Genomic DNA, 19,250 nt, shown 5'->3' with positions numbered 1-19,250 from the left:
CATGGCCGTTACAGTCCGAGAATCTGCTTGAGTTCGCCAATGCGGCGACGCCCTATTGGCAGCTCGATGCGGGTTTTGCCGGCCGTTCGCAGCATGAAATTGCCGCCGGGCAGGGTGGCGATTTCGGTCACTTGATCGAGGTTGACCAGATACTTGCGATGCACCCGGAAAAAACGGTGGGGCCGCAGCCGTTCTTCAAGGTTTTTAAGGCGATACGAGGTGAGGAGCTTTTGAGCGGCAGTGTGCACAAAGGAATAGTCCTCGTAGGCCTCGATAAAAAGGATCTGGGTGTAGGGGAGCAAAATGGTGCGCCCGTCGAGGGTGATGGGCAGCTTTTCGATGTCCACGGGCCGTTCGTGGCGGATATCCCAGGCCTGGCGCAGGGCCGAGAGGAAGCGGTCCTCTTCGTCTTCTTCCAGGGGCAGGCGCACGGTTTCCTCGTCATCGGCCGCATCGTCGTCGTCGCGCGGGGCCGAGGTCGCCCGCCATTCCGGGGCCGGGGCTTCGCGAAAGGCCGGCCGGAACCGGGCCAGACGCTCAAGTGTCTGGGCGAAGCGCTGGGGCGTAAAAGGCCACAGCAGATAATCGGCCGCCCCAAGCTCGAAGGCCCGAAAGGCCCGGGCTTCGTCGTCGGCGATAAAGACCAGTCCGGGTTGGCGTTTGGCCGCGGCCAGGGCTTCGGCCAGTTCAAAGCCTCCCACCTCGCCGCCAAGCTCCACCCCGCAAAAAAGCAGGCCGTAGGGAATGGCACGCAACAGTTCCGAAGCCTCGTAGGCATCGGCCGCCTCGCCCAACACCCGGATGAAATCCACGGTGGCGAGTTGTTCCCGAAGGGCGGTGCGAACCGCGGGATCGGGATGGACGAGCAGGGCGGTGATGCGGTCCATGGTCAGCCGCGCCCCTCGGTGAAAAGCGACGGCAGGCTGGCAGCCCGGTCAAAGGCGGCCCGCAGGCGTTCGGCCAGATCGGCAGTGTCGCGGCTGTCAAGAACCGCATCGGCGCTGCAGGCAAAGGTGGTGAGCGGATCGGCCTCCGGGGCCGGGACCAGGGCCAGCAGCACGAGGCTTTCGCGGTGGCTGCCGGGCAGGGCGGCGACGACTGCGGCCACGGCGAGGGCCGGGGCGCTGTCGTCGGCCAGGACCAGCCCCGGGGCGTGGGCCTGGAAATCGACCACGGCTTGCGGGGCGGTTTCCGGGGCCAGGACATGCCAGCCCGGCGGCAGCGCGGCGGCGAGCGCCTCGCGCCATCCGGCATCGGCGACAAGGGCCAGGGCGATGCGGGCGGTTGGCGGGGCAGCGCTTGGCGACGGTTTCCCTGCCAGGGGAGCGTCTCCGGCAAGGCCTGCTGTCGGCTGGCCGTCGATTTCCACGCCGGCCCGGGTGCGAACCACCGAGCGCCGGACCCGGCAGACCGGACAGACAAAGGCGGCCCGGCCGCCCACAGGCAGCTTGTCGGCCGGGAGCGTCAGGCTGTGGCCGCCGCAGGGGCAGGCAATGACGACGGTCGGCGCGTTCATGCCGGCCTCTCCAGGGACAGGCCGGTGATGTCGGAGACGGGCAGGCCACGCCCGACTTTGACGGCGTCCAGGGCCCGGGCCAGGGCGGCCCGGTCCGAGGCCTTGGCCAGGGCCGCTTCCAGGCTGACCAGCCCGGCGGCGTAGAGGGCGGCGGTTGCGGCGTCAAAGCCCACCATGCCATGCGGCCCGCCCTGCTCGATGATGTCGGCAAACCCGAGGCCGGCGTCCTGGCCGGAAGCGAGGCGTTCGCGCAGCCGCAGGTTGGCATAGAGCACTTCCACCGAGGCCACGCGGCCGCCGCCCAGGCGCGGCAACAGGCGCTGGGCCACGACATAGCGCAGGCAGCCGGCCAGCCGGTTGCGGGCGAGCTTTTCCTCGGCGGCACCGAAAAAGGCCAGCAAACGTTCGATGGCCCCGGCACAGTCGGCGGTGTGCAGGGTGGCCAGGACCAGATGGCCGGTTTCGGCGGCGGCCAGGGCAGCGTCCACGGTGTCGCGGTCCCGGGCCTCGCCAAGGACGATGACATGGGGCGCCTGGCGCAGGGAGGCGCGCAGCCCCTCGGCAAAGCTTGGGAAATCAGTGCCCAGTTCGCGCTGGCTGACCAGTCCCCGGCCCGGCGGCAGCAGGCACTCGATGGGGTCTTCCAGCGTCACCACATGGACCGGCCGGGCAGCCAGGATGGCGGTGGCCAGGGCGGCCAGGGTGGTGGATTTGCCCGAACCCGTGGCCCCGACCACCAGCACCAGCCCGTCGGCCAGGGCGGTCAGTCGGGACAGCACCGGCGGCAGGCCCAGGCTCTCCAGGCTGGCCGGGGTGGTGGGCAGGCGGCGCAGGATGATGCCGATGCTGCCGCCGGCCCGGTGGATGTTGGCCCGAAAACGCGTGCCGCTCACATGGCGGTAGCTGACGTCGCAGCTGCCCCGGCGGCGCAGATCGGTGACCAGTCCCCAGGCGTCGCCGAGCAGTCCCCGGGCCAGCAGCCCGGTCTGGTGGGGAGTCAGCGGCGCGCTTTGGCCCGGCAGGGTCAGCGGCGTAAACGCGCCATCGATGAGTGCTCCAGGCAGCGCACCGGCCGTAAAAAGGAAATCCGAAGCCGCAGGTGCCTGCTCCAGGGCGGCTCCCGCCAAGGTATCAAGGATGCGGCGCGGCATAGCGTGCTTAGGCCTCGGCCGGCGATTGGGGTGCGCTGGCGGCGAAACGGGTCTTATTGACGGCGTTTCTCCAGGCGTCGGTGGGGGCGATGCGGCCATTGGCCAGCAGTTCCTCCAAGCAGTCGTCCAAGGTGCGCATACCGTGGGACTTGCTGGTTTCCAGGATGGAGGGAATCTGGAAAATCTTATTTTCGCGGATGAGGTTGCGCACGGCGGTGGTGGCCAGCAGCAGTTCCATGGCCAGCACCCGGCCCGGGGCGTCGGCGCGTTTGAGCAGGGTCTGGGAGACGACGGCGGACAGCGATTCCGACAGGGCCGAGCGGATTTGCGCCTGCCGGTCGCCGGGGAAGACGTCGATGATCCGGTCGATGGTCTTGGCCGCCGAGACTGTGTGCAGGGTGGAGAGCACGAGATGGCCGGTTTCGGCTGCTTCCAGCGCCAGTTCGATGGTTTCCAGGTCGCGCATTTCGCCCACGAGGATGATGTCCGGGTCTTCGCGCAAGGCCCCGCGCAGGGCCGTGGCAAAGGAGCGGGTGTCCCGGCCGACCTCGCGCTGGTTGACCAGGCAGTTCGACGAGGTGTGCACGAATTCGATGGGGTCTTCGATGGTGATGATGTGGTCGCGCCGGTTGTCGGCGGCGTGGCGCAGCATGGCGGCCAGGGTGGTGGATTTGCCCGAGCCGGTGGGGCCGGTGACGAGAATGAGGCCCTTGGGGCGCATGGCCAGTTCGCCAAGGATACCCGGCAGATTGAGTTCGGCCAGGGTGGGCACGTTTTCGGGGATGGCCCGAAAGGCGGCGGCCACGCCGCGTTCCTGGCGAAAGTAGTTGCAGCGCAGCCGCCCCACGCCCGGCACGGTGTGGGCGAAATCCAGGTCGCCGGTGGTTTCAAAGACGGAAACGAGGCGTTCCGGGGCGATTTCGTAGAGCAGGGCTTTTAATTCGTCTTCTTCGAGCGTCTTGTATTTGATGCGTTCCAGCCGGCCGCTTATGCGCAGCATGGGCTGGGAGCCGCTGGCCATGTGCAGGTCCGAGGCACCGGTGTCTTTGAGCATCTTGAAAAAGGCATCGAGTTGGGCCATGGGCCGGCGCTCCTTGCGGGCGGGATAGCGATGCCTAGCATGGAAGCGGCTGGAAATGGAATCGCCCCGACGGTGGGAGGCCGGGCATGGAATTTGTAGAGAGCGAGGTGGTCTCCCCGAGCCGGACAGTCCAGACGGCGTCGTATCGGGCTTTGCGGGGGAACGGGGCGATGGGAAGGATCGTTCCAAGTTTAATGAAGTAAAACAGGTGCGGCCAATGAACAAGAAAGTGAAACGCTAGGCGTCTGGAATGCGGGTATTCGCCTTAACGCAGGCGTTTTTTTTGGGTCGGCCGCCATCGCAGCTATCGTTTGTTATCGATAAGGAGAGATGCGAGATGCACACGCGCCAAGCAGAGGTGAAGGAGACGTACACGGTGCAGGAAGTGGCCAGATTGCTCAAATGCAGTGACCAGACGGTGCGCAAGCTCCTCAAAGTGCATGAGCTTCGTGGGGCCAAGGTGGGCCGTGGCTGGCGGATTTGTCACGACGAAGTAGTTCGGATGACGCGGTTGCAGGGATAAAGGCCTGTTCCCAAGAGGGGTTTGATCGGGAAGCGGGCTTTTTTGCCTGCGCCCCTGGTGTGGAGAAACGGTGTGGTCGCTGCGGGCGGCCTGGGTGTGACGGACGGCAGCGACGGGAGTGCGACGGTGGCCAAGCAAGACAAACTCACGCCGACCCAGCGGCTTTTGGATCTGATCCGCAAGCCGGCAGGGCAGGCGGCTCAAACCGGCCAGGCTATTGCCACGGAGCCGAGCGCTTCCGGGCCGGCGCCGAGCGGGATGCCGGCACCGCCCGGGGAGGAATTCGCCCTGGCGTCGCGCACGCTACCGCCGTTGGACATCGTTATGGATACGCCGCTGGACCCGGCTGCGACCACGCCGCTGGACAAGGCTGCGGCCACGCCGACGGGTACGGACACCGTTGCGGGTACGCTGACAAATCTTGTTATGGACATGGATACCGCTGCGGCCACACCAGCGGCTGGTGTTGGAGACACGCAGAGCGTTGCGGCCACGCCGGCGGAGAGCGCCGGGGACAAGCCGGCGGCCAAGGCACGGAGCAAGCCGGCGGGCAAGGCAAAAAGCAAGCCGGTGCGGCAGCGGGCCGGGTTCTTTTCGTTTGGCAAAACCACCTGCGTCGGGGTGGACATCTCCCAGGCCGAGATCGTGTGCGTCAAGCTGCGGGGCCATGACGCCGGCTTTGTGGTGCTGGGAGCGCAAGTGGCGGCGGTGCCGGTCGGGATGGAGCCGGGCAGCCCGGCGTTTGTGGCCTTGCTGCAACGCACGCTGACGGACTTGTGCGGCGCTGGACCGACGCCGAAAATTTGGGCCGCAGCCCACAGCGCCCGGGCCAATCTCCAGTATGTGACCATTCCCAAGGTTGCCTCGCGCCAGGTGGACAATGCGGTTTTCTGGACGGCCAAAAAGGACATGGGCTTTGACGAGGCCGGGGTGGTGTTCGACTTTGAGCGCCGCGGGGAGATCGCCGAAAAGGGTGTCACCCGCCTGGGGGCCATGGCCTATACCACGCCGCGCGATGCCATAACGGTCATCAACAACGATTTCGCCAAGGCCGGCTTCCCGCTCACCGGCCTCACGCTGGAACCCTTTGCCCACCAGAATCTGTTTCGCCGGCGCGTCATCGCTGCAGGTGCCCCAGGGGCCGTGGCCAACCTGCATGTGGGCCAGCACTGGTCGCGCCTGGAAATTTTCAGCAACGGCGACCTGATGTTCGTGCGGGTCATAAAGACCTCCATGTCGGGCATGGAGCAGGCCGTGCTGGAGGCCCTGGAATCCCGCAAGGGCGCGGCTGGCCCGGCTCCTGCGGCGTCCGCACCGGCACCGGCCGGGCCGCAGGCGCCCCCGGAAGAGATGGTGCTTGATCTTGACGCCCTGGGCACAAGCGATCTGGGCCTGACCCTCGAATTCGATGCCGAGCCGCAACCCGAACCGGTGCCCGCGCCGGCCGCAGCACCCCAGCCCGCCGCACCGGCCAACGCCGCCATCACGATCGAACCCGGCCATGCCCGGGAGTTGCTGGAGTCCGTCATTTACGGCTGCCTGTCCTTTGACGACTGCCACCCGGGGTACGGTCTGGAGCTTGAGGACATCATGGACATGCTGCGCCCGGTGGCCTCGCGGCTGGTGCGCCAGGTGGAAATGACGCTCAAGCATTACCGCGAGTCCCTGGGCCACGACCCGGTGGTCCGGCTGACCGTTTCCGGGGTGCTTGGCGGCAGCGAGCTGTTTCTGGGTTTTATCAGCGACAATATCGGGCTGCCGTGCACACCCCTGGATGTCCTGGCCGGCCGGGCGCTGCCGCCGGACATGCCGCTTGGCGGCACGATGCCGCCGGCCGTGTATTCCCAGGCGGTGGGGCTGGCCCTGTCCGATCAGGACATCACGCCGAGCACATTTTTCACCTACCGGGAACGGGCGGCGGTACGGGCCTCGCGGTTCCTGGAACAGGCGGTTCTGGTGGGGCTGGCGGCGGTCCTGGCGGCCATGGCCCTGTTCTCCTTTGCAGAGGTGTCCAAGCGGCGCAGCCTGGAGCGGGACCGTGACGCCCTGGTGTCCCAGATTGCGTCCTTTGGCAGCGGCCTGGATGCCACCGCTTTGGCCCGAAAATCCCAGGAACTGCGGACCAAGGTCGAGTCCATGCGCGCCTATGCGTCGCGCAACCGCATCGTGGGCGTCTGGGAACAGGCTCTGTCTCTGGCCCCGGAAGGTGTCGGCCTGGGGACGCTGACCACGGAGTGCGGTCCGCCGGAAAAACCACTTGCCAAGCAGGCCCCGGGGGCCAAACCGCCCCAAGGGGCCAAGGATCTCAATGCCCCGGTGGCCCGGCTGGTGCTTGAGGGCGTGGTGACCGGCGACGCCCGATTGTTCGACTCCATGCTGGCCAGCTACTGCGTGGCCCTGGAAGGCTCCCCGCTCTTTGAAGAGGTGTCGGTCAAACGCAGCGAGCTTGAAGCGCTCGACGGCGGGGCCACGGGCCTGCGGTTTGTGCTGACGGTTACGCTTTCGGAGAACACGCCATGACCCTGGCAGAGATCAAACAAGCCCTGCCGGCCCGCACTCTGGCCACCCTGGTTGTGGGTGCGGCCGTGGCCCTGGGGTTTCTCGTGGTTTTTTTGGTGCCGGAATACCAAAACAATGCGGCCCTGACCGACAAAACCGCCGAACTGCGGCTGGCCCTTGATGATCGCCGGCAGCTCGAACCGGTGGTCAAAACCCTGGCCGATGCCCAGGCCAAGGTGCGGGCCGTCGGGGCCGTGGGCGGCCAGGCCAAGCTGCCTGTGGCCGAAGTGGGACGGCTGACCGCCGTGTTCGACGCCATGGCCACGCCGCTGGGTTTGCGGGTGGTGACCGTGTCCCCGGATGCCGCCTCGGTGACCCGGGACGGGCTTTTGGCCGTCCGTTTGGGGCTTATGGGCCAGCCCGAGTCCATGCGCCGCTTCATGTTGGAGCTTGGCGGGTACGGACCCCTGGTCAAGGTGGAGTCTGCCGCGACGCTTATCGGTCGGGAAGGACGCGAATACACGCTGAAGTGCTGGCTGGCCGTACAATGAGCCGACACCTGGACAAGGAGCCGACGCCATGACCCGGCGGGAAAAAAATATCCTTATTGCGACGGGCTTGGTGGCCGCTATCGGGCTTGGCTCGCTGTTTTTGGGCGAGAGGCCCGGGGGCACGCCTGGGGTTTCGGCCCCGGCGCAGAATCCGCAAGCGGCGCAGATCCTGGAAAATGCCCTGACCATGGCCCGGCAGTCCACCCCGGGTGTGATCGATGGGGCGCTTTTGGCAGCCATCGACAAGCCGTGGCAGGTGGCTGCTTTTTATGACAAACCGTTGCCAAATGGGCAGGCGGCGCCGAAATCCGCCGCCATGCCGCGCTTTACCGGCTACGTGGAGCTGGGCTCGGGCCGGCTGGCCGTCATCGACGGCTATGAATACCAGGCTGGCGATACGCTGGAAGGCGGCGGCTACAAAGTGCTTTCCGTGACTCCGGACAAGGTGGCGTTGGAAAGTCTGGCCAACGGCCAGAAGTTGGAGCTTCCCTACGACGGGCAGGAGTCCCAGAGCCGATGACAAGCCCGGCTGCGCGTGCGGCGGGATGGGAGACGACTATGCGAGGGTTTGCCAAGACATGGCGGCGGATGGGGCGGGCAGGTGTGGCCCTGGTGACGGCGGTGGCCTTGCTCGCACCCCTGGGCTGCGTCAAAAAGCCCCAGAAGGACGCCTTTATCGAGCACTGGAATACCATGGCGCAAAAGTCCGAGGGCTATACCCCGGTGTCCCGGCCGCGCAAGGTGGAATTCAGCAAGGCCGCCATCGTGGCCAAGAAAGAGGAGAAGCCCGAGGCCAAACCGGCCAGGAAGCTCCCCACCATGAAAGTGACGCTGCGCATGTACGACACCGATCTGGTGGCGGTGGTGCGGGCCATGGCCCGGGCGGCCAACCAGAACGTGGTGCTCTCTTCGGCCATCCCGGGCGCGGCTGGCGGCGACAAGGCCCTTCGCATCAACATCAATGTGGTCGATGCCCCCTGGGACGAGACGTTTACGAGCATTTTATCCGCCAACGGGCTCGCCTATGCCGTTGACGGCGATATCGTCAAGGTCATGACCCTGGCCGACATGGAACAGCAAAACAAGCTCAAGGAAGCCAGCAACAAGCTTTCGGCCGAAAAAACCAAAGCCAAGGCGCTCGAACCGTTCGTCATGGCCCGGGTGGAGATCAATTTCGCCGAGCTTCCTAAAATTTACGCCACCTTAAGTGCCATGTGCGGCTCCACGGCCCAGGCGGGTCTGGCCGGCCAGAATAAGGACGGCCAATCCGGTCAGCCCAAGCCCGGCGAGACCGTGCGTGACATCACGCCGACCAGCGCCACGGGCGACGGCATGAGTATCAACGCCCCCGGCGGTGCCCGCAATCCTGGCCAGCTCAACTGTTCGGTGGTGCCCGACCAGCACAGCAACTCCATTATCATCCAGGGGCCGCCGGACGATGCCGAACGGCTGGTGGCGCTTATTGAGGAACTCGACAAGCCGCGCCCCCAGGTCAAGCTCAAGGCCTTTATCGTCCAGACCGACCGGGAAACCGGCCGCCAGCTCGGCGTGCAGTGGGGCGGGTTGCTCAAAAACTCCAATATGCGCATTTCCCCGGCCCAGACCGGCACCGCCACCACGACGACCGCCACCGGCAATACCGCAACGACTACATCCACGATCGGTACGGGGGCCAACTCGGGACAAACGGGATCGCTGGCGTCCAATTCAAATAGCGGGGACGCAGCTTCGAGTGCCACGGCCTCGCCCATCTTCCCGGGCGGCACATCCGGCCAGGGGTTTGGCATGAACTTCCCGGCCTTAAACGATTCCCTGACCTCGGCCTCGGGCCTGGGCGCGGCCGGTGCCGGCGTCAACTTCCTGTTCGGCAACATCGCCGGCAACACGCTGGAAGTCCAACTCACCGCCCTGGCCGAGGAGAATAAAATCAAGATCCTCTCCAGCCCCACCATCACCACCATGGAGAACCTCTCGGCCTTCGTGGAAAACGGCGTCGATGTGCCCTACGTCTCCACCTCGCAAAACGGCACCAACGTCCAGTTCGCCCATGCCACCCTCAAGCTCGAAATGCTCCCCCACGTGGTGGACGGCTCCAATCTGCGCATGAAGATCGTGGTCAAAGACGATCAGGTCGATACCCAAAACACCGTCCAGGGCAACCCGTTTATCTACAAACGCGAAACCCAGTCCAATCTGGTGGTGGAAGACGGCGACACCATCGTCATCTCGGGCCTGACCCGGGACACCATTGGCGACAACGAATCCGGCGTGCCCTATTTAAGCGACATCCCGGGTCTGGGCTGGGCCTTTAAGACCAAGGGATCGAGCATCAAGCGCGAAGAGATCTACATCTTCGTGACGCCGACCATCTTAAAGGACAAACCCATCGCACCCGTGCCGGCCGGCGATGCCCGGGGCTTTCCCCCCGTGGCCGAGGCCGCCTTGACGCCCAAGCCTTAAGCGGGCTGGCAACGGCGCACCTCGCGCCAGCGGTTCCCGACGCACAAGACGAGTCCGGGGACAATGAGAGAGACGGCAGACATTGCCGGCAACGACACGACAGGAGGAGGCAGCCATGAGTTACTATCAAGCCCTGGGAATGACACGGGAACCCTTTTCCAACTCGCCGGACCCGGATATGCTGTATCGGTCCAGAACCCATTTGGAGTGCTTGCAGCACATGGAGATCGCCGTGCGTCTGCGCCGGGGGCTCAATGTGGTCCTGGGCGAGGTCGGCACGGGCAAAACCACCCTCAGTCGTGAACTCGCCCGGCTCCTGGCCCAGGATGGCGACCTCGAAGCCCATCTTTTGGATGATCCCTACTGCCCTTCGGCCACGGAATTTCTGCTCTCCCTGGCCCGGTTGTTCGGCCTGGACACCGCCGCAATCGGGCGGGATGCGGCGCTGCTCAAAGACGCCCTCAAGGCGTCGCTGCTCACCCGCAGCCAGGACGGCCAGCGAATCGTGACGCTGCTCATTGACGAGGGCCAAAAGATCACCCCGGAATGCCTGGAACTGTTGCGCGAGTTGCTCAACTTCGAGACCAACACGCATAAGCTGTTGCAGATCGTTATTTTCGCCCAGACCGAGTTCGAGGAGATTTTGCTGGAACGGCCCAACCTCGATGACCGGGTCAATTACCGCTACCGCCTGCAACCGCTGGATCGCCTGCAAACCCGGCGCATGATCGAAACCCGGCTGGCCCTGTGCACTCCCGACGGCAAAGTGCCGGCGGTGTTTACCCGGCTGGCCCTGCGCCGCATCCACAAGCTCACGGGCGGCTATCCGCGAAAGATCGTCCGGTTGTGCCATCTGTCCATGCTGCTGGCCGTGGGCTTTGGCAAACGGCGCATCGGCTGGGGCTTGGTCGGCCGGGCCTCCCGGCGGGAGTCGTGCGGTCCGGGCCGGGTGTGGCTGCGCCGACTGGCTGTGGCCGGCGCGGCAGGCGGGCTGGTGGCTTTGACCCTGCATTTCGGCCCGGCCCTGCCCGATGCCCGGCAAGCCGCCCTGGACGCCCTGGGCCGCCTGCAAACCCAGTTGACCGCCCTGGCCTTTGATCCGGCCGCCAAGGCCGTGGCCCGGGAACCGGTCGCGCCAGGCACGCCGGAAAAGGCCGCAATCGCTGCCGCGCCCCAGGCCGAAAAGGCCAAACCGGCCCAGGCATTGCCTGGCCAGTCGGCCTTTGAAGAGGCCCTGGGCCTGGAAGCGGCCGGGCCGGCCAAGTCCCCGGCGGCCAAAGTCGGGGAACCGGCTGCTGCCAAGGCTGAGGCCGCTGCTGCCAAGGTCGAGACTGCTGGGGCCAAGGTCGAGACTGCTGCGGTCAATTCGGCCCCACCGGCCCAGCAAAAGGTCGCCCCGGCCCCGGCCCCGGTCGAATCGCCGCCCGCCGCCAAAGCCGACGAGGCACCAAGCGCCGCCAAGCCCGCCTCGCCCGTGCCCGGCAACGCCGAAACAGCCACCCCGACACAGAAAGCCGAGTACAATAAGGCCCTGCAACTGGCGATTAACGGCCGCACCGCCGAGGCCAAGGCCGCCTTTGACCAGTTCCTGACGGCCAATCCCAACAGCCCACTGACGCCAAACGCCCTGTATTGGGTGGGCGAAGGGGCCTTTGCCCGGGGCGAGTACCAGACCGCCATTGCGGATTTCGAGAAAGTGGCCAAGGGCTGGCCCGGCCACCACAAAGCCGCCGATTCGCTCTATAAGATGGCCATGGCTCAGGAAAAAGCCGGCGACACTCCGGCGGCCAGGGCTTCCCTGGAGCGCTATCTGACCGATTATCCCAACGCGGAACTCGCCGGCATGGCCCGCCAGAAGCTGCAGGCGCTGCCCAAATGACTGAGCGCCCCGACGCGCCCGGCGTCGATGCCTGGACCAACGACGCCGGATTTGTGGCCGAGTGTCTGGCCTGCCTGCGCCTGCGCCATCAACCGGGCATTGGTCCGCGCACCATCAAACGGATTTTCGACCGCTACGACAGCGCCCAGGCCGCCCTGGCCGATGCCCGGTCCTTTGGTCCCCAGGGCCTTTGCGACGATACCGCCGCCGGAGCCCTGGCCCGGGGCCTGACCACCCCGGCGGCCGAAGCGGAAATCGCCGCAGCAGCGGCCAAGGGGCTGATCCCGCTGCCCTATTTCCACGCGGCCTATCCAAGCAAACTGCGCCAACTGCCCGATCCGCCGGCCATCCTCTACGTCATAGGTGATGCGAAACTGCTGACCGGGCCGTGCGTGGCCATGGTCGGTGCCCGGCAATGTTCGCGCTACGGCTTTGGCGCGGCCTATGATTTTGCCGTGGGCCTTTCCGCCGCCGGCATCACCGTGGTCTCCGGGCTGGCCTACGGCATCGACCGTCAGGCCCATCTGGGCGGGCTGGCCGGGCCGGGCCGGTCCGTGGCCGTCCTTGGTACCGGGCTGGATCTGGTCTATCCCGACGCCAACCTGGACGTGTGGCGCGAGCTGGCCGCCGGCGGGGCGATTGTCAGCGAATTTGCCCCGGGCACACCACCCCGGGCTGCCAATTTCCCGGTGCGAAACCGCATCATCGCCGGCCTGTCGCTGGGCGTCATGGTGGTGGAGGCGGCCGACCGCTCGGGCAGCCTCATAACAGCCCGGCTGGCCCTGGAGCAGGGGCGCGAGGTGTTCGCCCTGCCCGGCCCGGTCAATCTGCCGACCTTTTCCGGCTGCCATGCCCTGCTCTCCCAGGGGGCGCATCTGGTGCAGTCGGCCGGGGACATCGTCGCCGGTCTGGCCCGGGAGCTGGCCCCGTTTGTGGACTCCCGCCGCCCGACACCACCCGGGCGTCCGGCCCGGGAAGCGACCCCGTCGCCCACCCCGGTTGCGGCGGTGGCTGGGTCTGCACCGGGACCAAGGCCAAGGCCGACCGGCCGCGTATCAGGGAAACCGCCGGGCAAAGCATCGCAGCAAGCCTCGCCCCGGCCGCTGCTGCCGGCTGGGCCGGACGCGCCCAACCCGCCGGTCCGGGCCGCCCTGGTAGTGCCCGAGGGCCTCTCCCCGGTCGAATCCGGGGTGTTGACCCTTTTGGCCGACGGGTCCAAACGCCACATCGACGCCCTGGCAACGTCCCTGGCCGTGGCAGCCAAAGATCTCTCCAGTGCCCTGGTCCTCCTGGAACTCAAGGGTCTTGTGCGGAAATGGCCGGGCATGTACTACACCGGGGAAGCGCAAGGATAACGCGGCCCATGCAAAAAATTCCCCTGACCCTGGCCAAGCCGGGCATGATCCTGGCCAAGCCGGTAACCCGGCCTGACGGCATTGCCGTGGCTGCCGCCGGTTCGGAGCTGTCCCAGAACATCCTGGACCGCTTGGATTCCATGGGTGTGAGCCATGTGGTGGTGGAGGGCGAGCCGGTCAGGCTCGACGGCTCCCCGGGTGGCACCTCCTATGACAAGCGCCTGGAACGGCTGGAATTCCTCTTTCGACGCTATCCCGACGACAAGTGGATGGGGCAGATCAGGCGTCTGCTCGACCATTATTTCCGTATGAAGGCCGCTGCCAGTGCTGCCCTGTTCGAGGCGGCCAAGGCCGCCAGCCAGCCGGAACCGGCGGCGGCACCCACCGAACCAGCCAAGACCAAGGACGCCTGACATGGCCGAGGATCTGCGCACCGAACGCAAAGGCCGCATCCTGGCCGTGCGCGACCTGCCCACCCTGCCCAAGGTGCTCGAAGAGGTGTCCAAACTCGTCGAGCGGCCCGACTCCACCACCGAACAGGTGGCCAAGCTGATCAGCATGGACCAGGTGCTCTCGGCCAAAGTCCTGAAAATGGTCAACTCGCCGGTCTACGGCTTTCCCGGCCGCATCAGTTCCATCGGCCACGCCCTTGTCCTTTTGGGCTTTAATGTCCTGCGCTCGATCATCGTCTCGACCTCGGTCTTTGAGGTCATGACCGAGAACATGGTGGGCCTTTGGGAGCACAGTTTGGGCTGTGCCATGGCCTGCGGCTCGGTGGCCAGGATGCTCAAGCTCAAAGACGCCGAAGAATACGCCGTGGCCGGCCTGCTCCACGATCTGGGCAAGGTGGTGGCCACGGTACAACTGCCTGATCTCAAATCCGAAATCGAGCAAACCGTGGCCGAGCGTGACATCTCCTATCTTGAAGCCGAGCGGGCGGTCATGGGCTTTGGCCACGACCGCATCAACGCCTGGCTGGCCGACCACTGGAAGCTGCCGGCCAACATCAAGGAAGGGCTGTCCTATCACCACAAGCCCCATCTGGCCCAACTCTATCCCGAAATGGCCTGCGTGGTGCACATCGGCGACTTCATGGCCCGGGTATTTGAATACGGTTTTTCCGGCGATGTGGGTGTCAACTATCTGCAACCGGAAGCGCTCAAAATCCTTAAAATCCGGCCGGCCGATTTTGAAAAGCTGCTCGACGAATTAAGCGACCAGTTCGTGGAACTGGCCGATCTGCGCTTCACCTGATCCGCCTATGCCTGCCGCTCCCCTGTGCGCCTTTACCCGCACCCAGAAAATCCTGGTGCTCAGTCCCGACCCGGAACTGGCCGCCCTTTTTGCCGCAGCCTTTACCCCGGCCGAGGCCGAGGTGGTGGTCCAGACCCGGGGCAAAGGTGCCATCGAAGCGCTTTTCACCGACCCGCCGGACATGCTGGTGGTGGATGCAAAACTGGCCGATATTCCGGGGCTTGATCTCGTTGCCATGATCAAAAGCGAAAACGTCTACCGCCAGTTGCCGGTGGCGCTCATTATGGACGAAAGCCGGCTAAGCCCGGACATTGACTGGTGCGCCGCCGAGGTGGACGAACTGCTGACCCGCCCCATGACCGCCGCCATGCTGCGCTCGCGCGTAACGCTCGCCCTGGCCCGGGCCACGCGCTCCCTTGACGCCAATCCGCTGACCAAGCTGCCGGGCAACACCTCGATTATCGGCCGCATCCAGGATCTCATTGACCGCCAGGAGGATTTCGCCCTGGCCTATGCCGATCTGGATTATTTCAAGTCGTTTAACGACAAGTACGGCTTTTCCCGGGGCGATGAGGTGCTCATGATGACCGCGCGCATAATCGTTAACACCGTGCGCGCCGTGGGCGGCCCCCGGGCCTTTGTGGGCCATGTGGGCGGCGACGATTTCGTCTATATCATGGCCATCGACCGGGTGGAGGAGGCGTGTGCCTCGGTGGTGGCCAGCTTTGACAACATCGTGCCCCATTTCTACGATACCGAAGATCGCGACCGGGGCTTTATCCAGTCCGTGGACCGCGAAGGCAACCGGCGCGCCTTTCCGCTCATGGCCATTTCCATTGCCGTGGTCTTTAACCGCGACGGGCGGCTCAAGCACTTCGGCGAAGCCTCGCAAACGGCCATGACGCTGAAAAAAAAGGCCAAGGAAAACCCCAAGAGCTGCTATGTCCTCGACAAACGGCACGGCTGACCCGCCTGAGCCGGCAACACCCGAGCCGGCCCGGACCGTGGCGAATTTCCTGCTGACGCTGGCGGCTCAAAAGGGCTACGCGCCAGCCACCCTGGCCGCCTATGCCAGCGATCTGGCCCAGTTTGCCGCCTATCTGGCCGGCCGGGGCCTGTCCCTGGATGCCCCCGAGGCCATCGGGCGCGACGCCGTGCGCGGGTTTGTGGCCGAACTGCACCGCAGGCGCACGGCCAAGGTGTCCATGGGGCGCAAGCTCTCCACCGTGCGCGGCTTTTTTAAATACCTGCTGCAAAAAAAACGGTGCACCACGGACCCGACCGCAGGCGTTAAAAATCCCAAGGCCGAGCGGCGACAGCCCCGGGCGCTTAATGCCGACGAGGCCGTGGCCCTGGTCACACCCGAGCCCGGTGCCCCGGCGGCCGACGGCTCCATCGAGGCCTGCCGCGATCTGGCCCTGGCCGAACTGCTCTACGGCTCAGGGCTGCGGGTGAGCGAGGCCCTGGGCCTGAATCTTGACGATGTGGACGTATCCCAGGGCATCGTGCGCGTCATGGGCAAGGGCAGCAAAGAGCGCCTGGCTCCCCTAAGCGATGCCTCCCGGGAGCGCCTTCGCGCCTACCAGCGCCGGCGCGGGGAACTTGGCCCGGCCCTGACGGAAAAGGCGCTCTTTCTCGGCAGCCGGGGGGCGCGCCTGAATCGTCGGCAGGCCGGGCGCATCATCGACGCCCTGGCCCAGGCAGCCGGGCTGGCCCGCCACGCCCATCCCCACATGCTGCGCCACAGTTTCGCCACCCATCTGCTGGAATCCGGGGCCGATCTGCGCAGTGTCCAGGAACTGCTCGGCCACGCCCGCCTGACCACCACCACCCGCTACACCAATCTCGATCTGGCCCGCATCATGCGCATCTACGACAAAGCCCATCCCCGCTCTGACCCATCCGAGTCCGAATAACACTGTCTTGTCAGTCGCATCCTGGTCCAATGAGCACTGCGTTGGCAGACGCATCCGGGTCTGAAGAGCGCTGTGCCGGCAGCAGTCGCGCCCCTGGGCCAGCTGTTGATTTATGACACAGACTGGAGACTTTTTACCCAGGCACTGCTGCGTTATGACCCATTGCAGTATTTTTGCGCTCATAGGCTGGATTTTGTATTGCTCCCCCGCCGCGATGCCGCTAAATGGAAGATGGATTGAAAAAAGTAGCCGATTGGCTGCACGGCATTGGAGGGCGGGCATGGACATATCCAGACAGGCGCTTGTGGATACGGCGGTGGGGGTTTTTGGCGAAGCCGGCTGGGATGGCATCGGGCCGCAGACGCTGGTACGGCGGCTGGGGGTGGCCCCGGGAGCGGTCTACCGCCATTTCAAAAGCCGCGATGCCCTCATGGCGGCGGTGCTGTCCCGGGTGCAGGAAGAGCTGTTCGTCCATATCGAGGCCAGCTGTCCGGTCGTTCCCGGGGAGTCGGGGCTGGGCATGCTCCTGCGCCTGGGCGAGGCGTATTGCCGCTTTTGGGAAACACGGCCTCGGGCCTATCTTGACATCCTGCGCCCGCCAACGGCCACCCTGCTGCCGGCCCAGGGAGAAAGCGCCCGGGAATTGGGGCGCGTAACAGCCCGGGTGATCAAACAGTTTGAAGTCCTGCTGCTGCTGGGCCGCCTGGACGGCTCCGTGCGAACCGAAGCCACGGCCGAAACGGCCCGGCGCATCGTCTCCGTCCTGGTCGGCACGGTCCATCTGCACCTCACCCCGTCCCGGACCAGGGCCAAAAATCTCACGGCCATGCTGACGGCATTGGTGGGAGCGCGCACGCCGGTCCGGGCCGCCTGAAGCGGCAGCAGATGCCCGCCGCAAGACCCGTGCATGCCGCAGCCCCCCCTGCTTCTGCTCTGCATGGTGCTGCAAGTTGCCCGCTGCTACGGCCATTCCCTTGCCTTCTTGCGTCCTTTCCTCTACAGGAAAACACTCTGTTTTATTGATGAACTGTCTGATCCAGACAACGAGGGAGGCCGCAATGGTGTTTCGCGTCTTTGCAACGGGCATACTTGCACTGCTTCTGGCGACATCCGCCACTGCCGGCGGGTTCGACTGCGCCAAACCGCCGTATGGCAAACCGCTGGCCTCCATGAATGATGACGGCTATTTCGTCAAATTCCGTGAAGCCAACGGCATTTCGTATTACAATTTTACCGGTCCCTGCAAACTCGGCGTCCATGAGCGGCTGGCTCCCGTCATTGTCTATGGCGTTGTGGATGGCAAGCTTTACAGCCGGATCATGAAGACCGATCACGACGATATTGAAATCATCAAGCAGGTCACCACCAAGCTGTCCGGTACGCCGAAAACGACGAACGAAGGCGACTGGACGGTGATGCGCTGGAATTTCCCGGAAAAGCAAATCAAGATGAAGCTCAAATACAACAACAGCACCCGGGGCACCAAGTCGGCGTTGTACTACGAGCCGCTGCGTCCCGGGCAGAATGCCGGGCCGGGGATGGAAGATTCCCTGGACGATTAGCCGGCGGCAGGGCCGATCAGGCCTCGGGGCAACCCCGCCACGCACAAAAAGTCCGCTGCCCGAATTCCGGGCAGCGGACTTTTTTGCGGCAGCACCTTGCCGGGCGGAGCCTGGGGCTTTGCCCCGATTGTACCGGCTACCCTTTGGAGCGGCTGCCCGGGGTGGACATGGTATAGATTTCGTGGGGATCGAGAATCAGCACCACAGAACCGTCGCCCATGATGGTGGCCCCGGAGATGCCGCGCATATCGAATTCGGACAGGTAGGCACCCAACGGTTTGATAACGATTTCCTGGCGTTCCAGCAGCCGGTCCACGATAAGCCCCAGGCGGCGGGCATTGTCCTGGAGGATGACGATGGGGACGATGTCGCGCTTGTCCTGGTTCTGGGGCAGTTCCAGAATTTCGGACAGCTCCACGATGCCCAGGACTTCGCCGCGAAGGGTCACGGCCTTGCGCCGGTTGACCTCGGTCATGCGCTTGACCTCGATCTTGGTGGTCTCTGAGACGGAATCCAGCGGCAAGGCGTAGGTCTGGCCGGCGACGACCACCATAAGAGCATCGATGATGGCCAGGGTCAGCGGCAGGGACAGGGTGAACTTGGTGCCCTTGCCCACTTCGCTGCTGACATTGACCGTGCCTTTGAGGTTTTTAATGTTGGTGCGCACCACGTCCATGCCCACGCCCCGGCCGGAGATGTCGGTGATGGTCTCGGCCGAGGAAAAGCCGGGCATGAAGATGATATCGATGGCGTCGCGGTCATCCATGGCCTTGGCTTCTTCCGGGCTCATGAGATTTTTTTTGACGGCCACTTCGCGCATCTTGGCCGGGTCGATGCCTTTGCCGTCATCTTCGATCTCGATGGCCACGGAGTTGCCGCGATGGTAGGCGCGCAGCCAGACCCGGCCCACGGGCGGCTTGCCGGCAGCGATACGTTCGGCTTCGGTTTCGATGCCGTGGTCCACGGAGTTTCGGATGAGGTGGACCAGCGGATCGCCGATGACCTCGACCACGGACTTGTCGAGTTCGGTTTCCTCGCCTTCGGTAATAAGCGACACTTCCTTGCCGGATTTGCGCGACAGATCGCGCACCAGACGCGGAAAGCGCGAGAAAACCGTGGACACCGGCACCATGCGCACCTTCATGATGGTGTCTTGCAGATCGTCGGAGATGCGCGCCATGGCGTAGGTGGTCTCGGTGAGCTGCTGGCCGATGTGCGCCCCGCTGTCCTTGCCCTCTTCCAGGGCGCGGGCCAGCATGGTGAAGCGGTTGCGGTTAATCAGCAACTCGCCGATGAGATTCATGAGATGGTCGAGTTTCTCATGATCCACCCGGATGGTGGCGGAAACCTTGGGTTTGGCGGCTTCGGCCGGGGGCGCGGCCGGCTCCGGCTTGGGCGCGGGTTTGGGCGCAGGGGCCGGCTTGGGTTCCGCTTTGGGTGCCGGTTTGGGCGCGGGCGCCGGCTCGGGCTTGGGCGCGGGGGCCGGCTCGGGCTTGGGTGCGG

At 65.2% G+C, this 19,250-nt stretch carries 18 protein-coding genes; 13 read left to right on the top strand and 5 right to left on the bottom strand.

The features are described 5' to 3' along the window. Positions 1–8: 8 nt before the first annotated feature. Genes GTA51_RS04610 through GTA51_RS04595 form a run of 4 tightly spaced genes read right to left on the bottom strand, consistent with a single transcriptional unit; the run spans position 9 to position 3,748 of the window. Complete coding sequence (locus GTA51_RS04610; RefSeq protein WP_160959095.1) at positions 9–887, bottom strand: LytR/AlgR family response regulator transcription factor; 879 nt, start codon at positions 885–887, stop codon at positions 9–11. A 2-nt stretch (positions 888–889) separates the two neighbouring features. Beyond that, the gene (locus tag GTA51_RS04605) at positions 890–1,516 is read right to left on the bottom strand and encodes a hypothetical protein (RefSeq protein ID WP_160959094.1); all 627 of its coding nucleotides are present in this window, start codon (positions 1,514–1,516) and stop codon (positions 890–892) included. Further along, positions 1,513–2,667 carry a type IV pilus twitching motility protein PilT gene (locus GTA51_RS04600; protein WP_160959092.1) on the bottom strand — a complete coding sequence of 385 codons (1,155 nt, stop codon included), beginning with the start codon at positions 2,665–2,667 and terminating at the stop codon, positions 1,513–1,515. Before GTA51_RS04600 ends, GTA51_RS04605 begins: the two co-directional genes overlap by 4 nt. 7 nt (positions 2,668–2,674) lie before the next feature. After that, positions 2,675–3,748, bottom strand: a complete 1,074-nt coding sequence (locus GTA51_RS04595; RefSeq protein WP_160959091.1) for a type IV pilus twitching motility protein PilT — start codon at positions 3,746–3,748, stop codon at positions 2,675–2,677. 337 nt (positions 3,749–4,085) lie between these two features. Here GTA51_RS04595 and GTA51_RS04590 point away from each other — a divergent pair, with 337 nt between their 5' ends. The 13 genes from GTA51_RS04590 (at position 4,086) to GTA51_RS04530 (ending at position 17,747) form a co-directional block, all read left to right on the top strand. Beyond that, entirely contained in the window at positions 4,086–4,271 is a 186-nt protein-coding gene (locus GTA51_RS04590) for a helix-turn-helix domain-containing protein (protein WP_160959089.1), read from the top strand. A gap of 72 nt (positions 4,272–4,343) precedes the next feature. Further along, positions 4,344–6,791: a hypothetical protein gene (locus tag GTA51_RS04585; protein ID WP_160959088.1), complete on the top strand. Its 2,448-nt coding sequence runs from the start codon at positions 4,344–4,346 to the stop codon at positions 6,789–6,791. Next, positions 6,788–7,321 carry a Rossmann-fold NAD(P)-binding domain-containing protein gene (locus GTA51_RS04580; RefSeq protein WP_160959086.1) on the top strand — a complete coding sequence of 178 codons (534 nt, stop codon included), beginning with the start codon at positions 6,788–6,790 and terminating at the stop codon, positions 7,319–7,321. The genes GTA51_RS04585 and GTA51_RS04580 overlap by 4 nt, the downstream gene beginning before the upstream one ends. A gap of 28 nt (positions 7,322–7,349) precedes the next feature. Then, on the top strand, positions 7,350–7,841 hold the full coding sequence (locus GTA51_RS04575; RefSeq protein ID WP_160959085.1) for a general secretion pathway protein GspB: 492 nt from the start codon (positions 7,350–7,352) through the stop codon (positions 7,839–7,841). Positions 7,842–7,879: 38 nt separating this feature from the next. Beyond that, the gene (locus GTA51_RS04570; RefSeq protein WP_160959083.1) at positions 7,880–9,781 is read left to right on the top strand and encodes a secretin GspD/PilQ domain-containing protein; all 1,902 of its coding nucleotides are present in this window, start codon (positions 7,880–7,882) and stop codon (positions 9,779–9,781) included. A 115-nt stretch (positions 9,782–9,896) separates the two neighbouring features. Beyond that, the gene (ybgF, locus tag GTA51_RS04565; protein WP_160959082.1) at positions 9,897–11,660 is read left to right on the top strand and encodes a tol-pal system protein YbgF; all 1,764 of its coding nucleotides are present in this window, start codon (positions 9,897–9,899) and stop codon (positions 11,658–11,660) included. Further along, positions 11,657–13,015, top strand: a complete 1,359-nt coding sequence (dprA, locus tag GTA51_RS04560) for a DNA-processing protein DprA (protein WP_160959080.1) — start codon at positions 11,657–11,659, stop codon at positions 13,013–13,015. Before ybgF ends, dprA begins: the two co-directional genes overlap by 4 nt. 8 nt (positions 13,016–13,023) lie before the next feature. Next, on the top strand, positions 13,024–13,428 hold the full coding sequence (locus GTA51_RS04555; RefSeq protein ID WP_160959078.1) for a hypothetical protein: 405 nt from the start codon (positions 13,024–13,026) through the stop codon (positions 13,426–13,428). Position 13,429: 1 nt separating this feature from the next. Further along, positions 13,430–14,269 carry an HDOD domain-containing protein gene (locus GTA51_RS04550; protein WP_160959077.1) on the top strand — a complete coding sequence of 280 codons (840 nt, stop codon included), beginning with the start codon at positions 13,430–13,432 and terminating at the stop codon, positions 14,267–14,269. A 7-nt stretch (positions 14,270–14,276) separates the two neighbouring features. Continuing rightward, positions 14,277–15,236: a GGDEF domain-containing response regulator gene (locus tag GTA51_RS04545; RefSeq protein WP_160959075.1), complete on the top strand. Its 960-nt coding sequence runs from the start codon at positions 14,277–14,279 to the stop codon at positions 15,234–15,236. Then, positions 15,211–16,185: a tyrosine recombinase XerC gene (locus tag GTA51_RS04540; protein ID WP_160959074.1), complete on the top strand. Its 975-nt coding sequence runs from the start codon at positions 15,211–15,213 to the stop codon at positions 16,183–16,185. The genes GTA51_RS04545 and GTA51_RS04540 overlap by 26 nt, the downstream gene beginning before the upstream one ends. A 280-nt stretch (positions 16,186–16,465) precedes the next feature. Continuing rightward, complete coding sequence (locus GTA51_RS04535; protein WP_160959072.1) at positions 16,466–17,059, top strand: TetR/AcrR family transcriptional regulator; 594 nt, start codon at positions 16,466–16,468, stop codon at positions 17,057–17,059. Between the two features lie 184 nt (positions 17,060–17,243). After that, complete coding sequence (locus GTA51_RS04530) at positions 17,244–17,747, top strand: hypothetical protein (RefSeq protein WP_160959070.1); 504 nt, start codon at positions 17,244–17,246, stop codon at positions 17,745–17,747. A gap of 136 nt (positions 17,748–17,883) precedes the next feature. Here GTA51_RS04530 and GTA51_RS04525 read toward each other — a convergent pair. Then, the coding region (locus GTA51_RS04525) for a chemotaxis protein CheA (protein WP_160959069.1) at positions 17,884–19,250 on the bottom strand (1,367 nt) is incomplete at its 5' end.

The organism is Solidesulfovibrio aerotolerans (assembly GCF_009856865.1).
In the GTDB taxonomy this organism is placed as follows: domain Bacteria; phylum Desulfobacterota; class Desulfovibrionia; order Desulfovibrionales; family Desulfovibrionaceae; genus Solidesulfovibrio; species Solidesulfovibrio aerotolerans.
The sequence above is the reverse complement of the archived record's forward strand: the minus strand, read 5'-3'. Positions and strand labels throughout refer to the sequence as shown.

Bases quoted from the DNA above. Each gene is read 5' to 3' on its own strand.
- GTA51_RS04545 (WP_160959075.1), top strand. From the start codon at position 14,277: ATGCCTGCCGCTCCCCTGTGCGCCTTTACCCGCACCCAGAAAATCCTG.
- GTA51_RS04605 (WP_160959094.1), bottom strand. From the start codon at position 1,516: ATGAACGCGCCGACCGTCGTCATTGCCTGCCCCTGCGGCGGCCACAGC.
- GTA51_RS04530 (WP_160959070.1), top strand. From the start codon at position 17,244: ATGGTGTTTCGCGTCTTTGCAACGGGCATACTTGCACTGCTTCTGGCG.
- GTA51_RS04540 (WP_160959074.1), top strand. From the start codon at position 15,211: ATGTCCTCGACAAACGGCACGGCTGACCCGCCTGAGCCGGCAACACCC.
- dprA (WP_160959080.1), top strand. From the start codon at position 11,657: ATGACTGAGCGCCCCGACGCGCCCGGCGTCGATGCCTGGACCAACGAC.
- GTA51_RS04600 (WP_160959092.1), bottom strand. From the start codon at position 2,667: ATGCCGCGCCGCATCCTTGATACCTTGGCGGGAGCCGCCCTGGAGCAG.
- GTA51_RS04570 (WP_160959083.1), top strand. From the start codon at position 7,880: ATGCGAGGGTTTGCCAAGACATGGCGGCGGATGGGGCGGGCAGGTGTG.
- GTA51_RS04580 (WP_160959086.1), top strand. From the start codon at position 6,788: ATGACCCTGGCAGAGATCAAACAAGCCCTGCCGGCCCGCACTCTGGCC.
- GTA51_RS04610 (WP_160959095.1), bottom strand. From the start codon at position 887: ATGGACCGCATCACCGCCCTGCTCGTCCATCCCGATCCCGCGGTTCGC.
- GTA51_RS04555 (WP_160959078.1), top strand. From the start codon at position 13,024: ATGCAAAAAATTCCCCTGACCCTGGCCAAGCCGGGCATGATCCTGGCC.
- GTA51_RS04535 (WP_160959072.1), top strand. From the start codon at position 16,466: ATGGACATATCCAGACAGGCGCTTGTGGATACGGCGGTGGGGGTTTTT.
- GTA51_RS04595 (WP_160959091.1), bottom strand. From the start codon at position 3,748: ATGGCCCAACTCGATGCCTTTTTCAAGATGCTCAAAGACACCGGTGCC.
- GTA51_RS04550 (WP_160959077.1), top strand. From the start codon at position 13,430: ATGGCCGAGGATCTGCGCACCGAACGCAAAGGCCGCATCCTGGCCGTG.
- GTA51_RS04575 (WP_160959085.1), top strand. From the start codon at position 7,350: ATGACCCGGCGGGAAAAAAATATCCTTATTGCGACGGGCTTGGTGGCC.
- GTA51_RS04590 (WP_160959089.1), top strand. From the start codon at position 4,086: ATGCACACGCGCCAAGCAGAGGTGAAGGAGACGTACACGGTGCAGGAA.
- ybgF (WP_160959082.1), top strand. From the start codon at position 9,897: ATGAGTTACTATCAAGCCCTGGGAATGACACGGGAACCCTTTTCCAAC.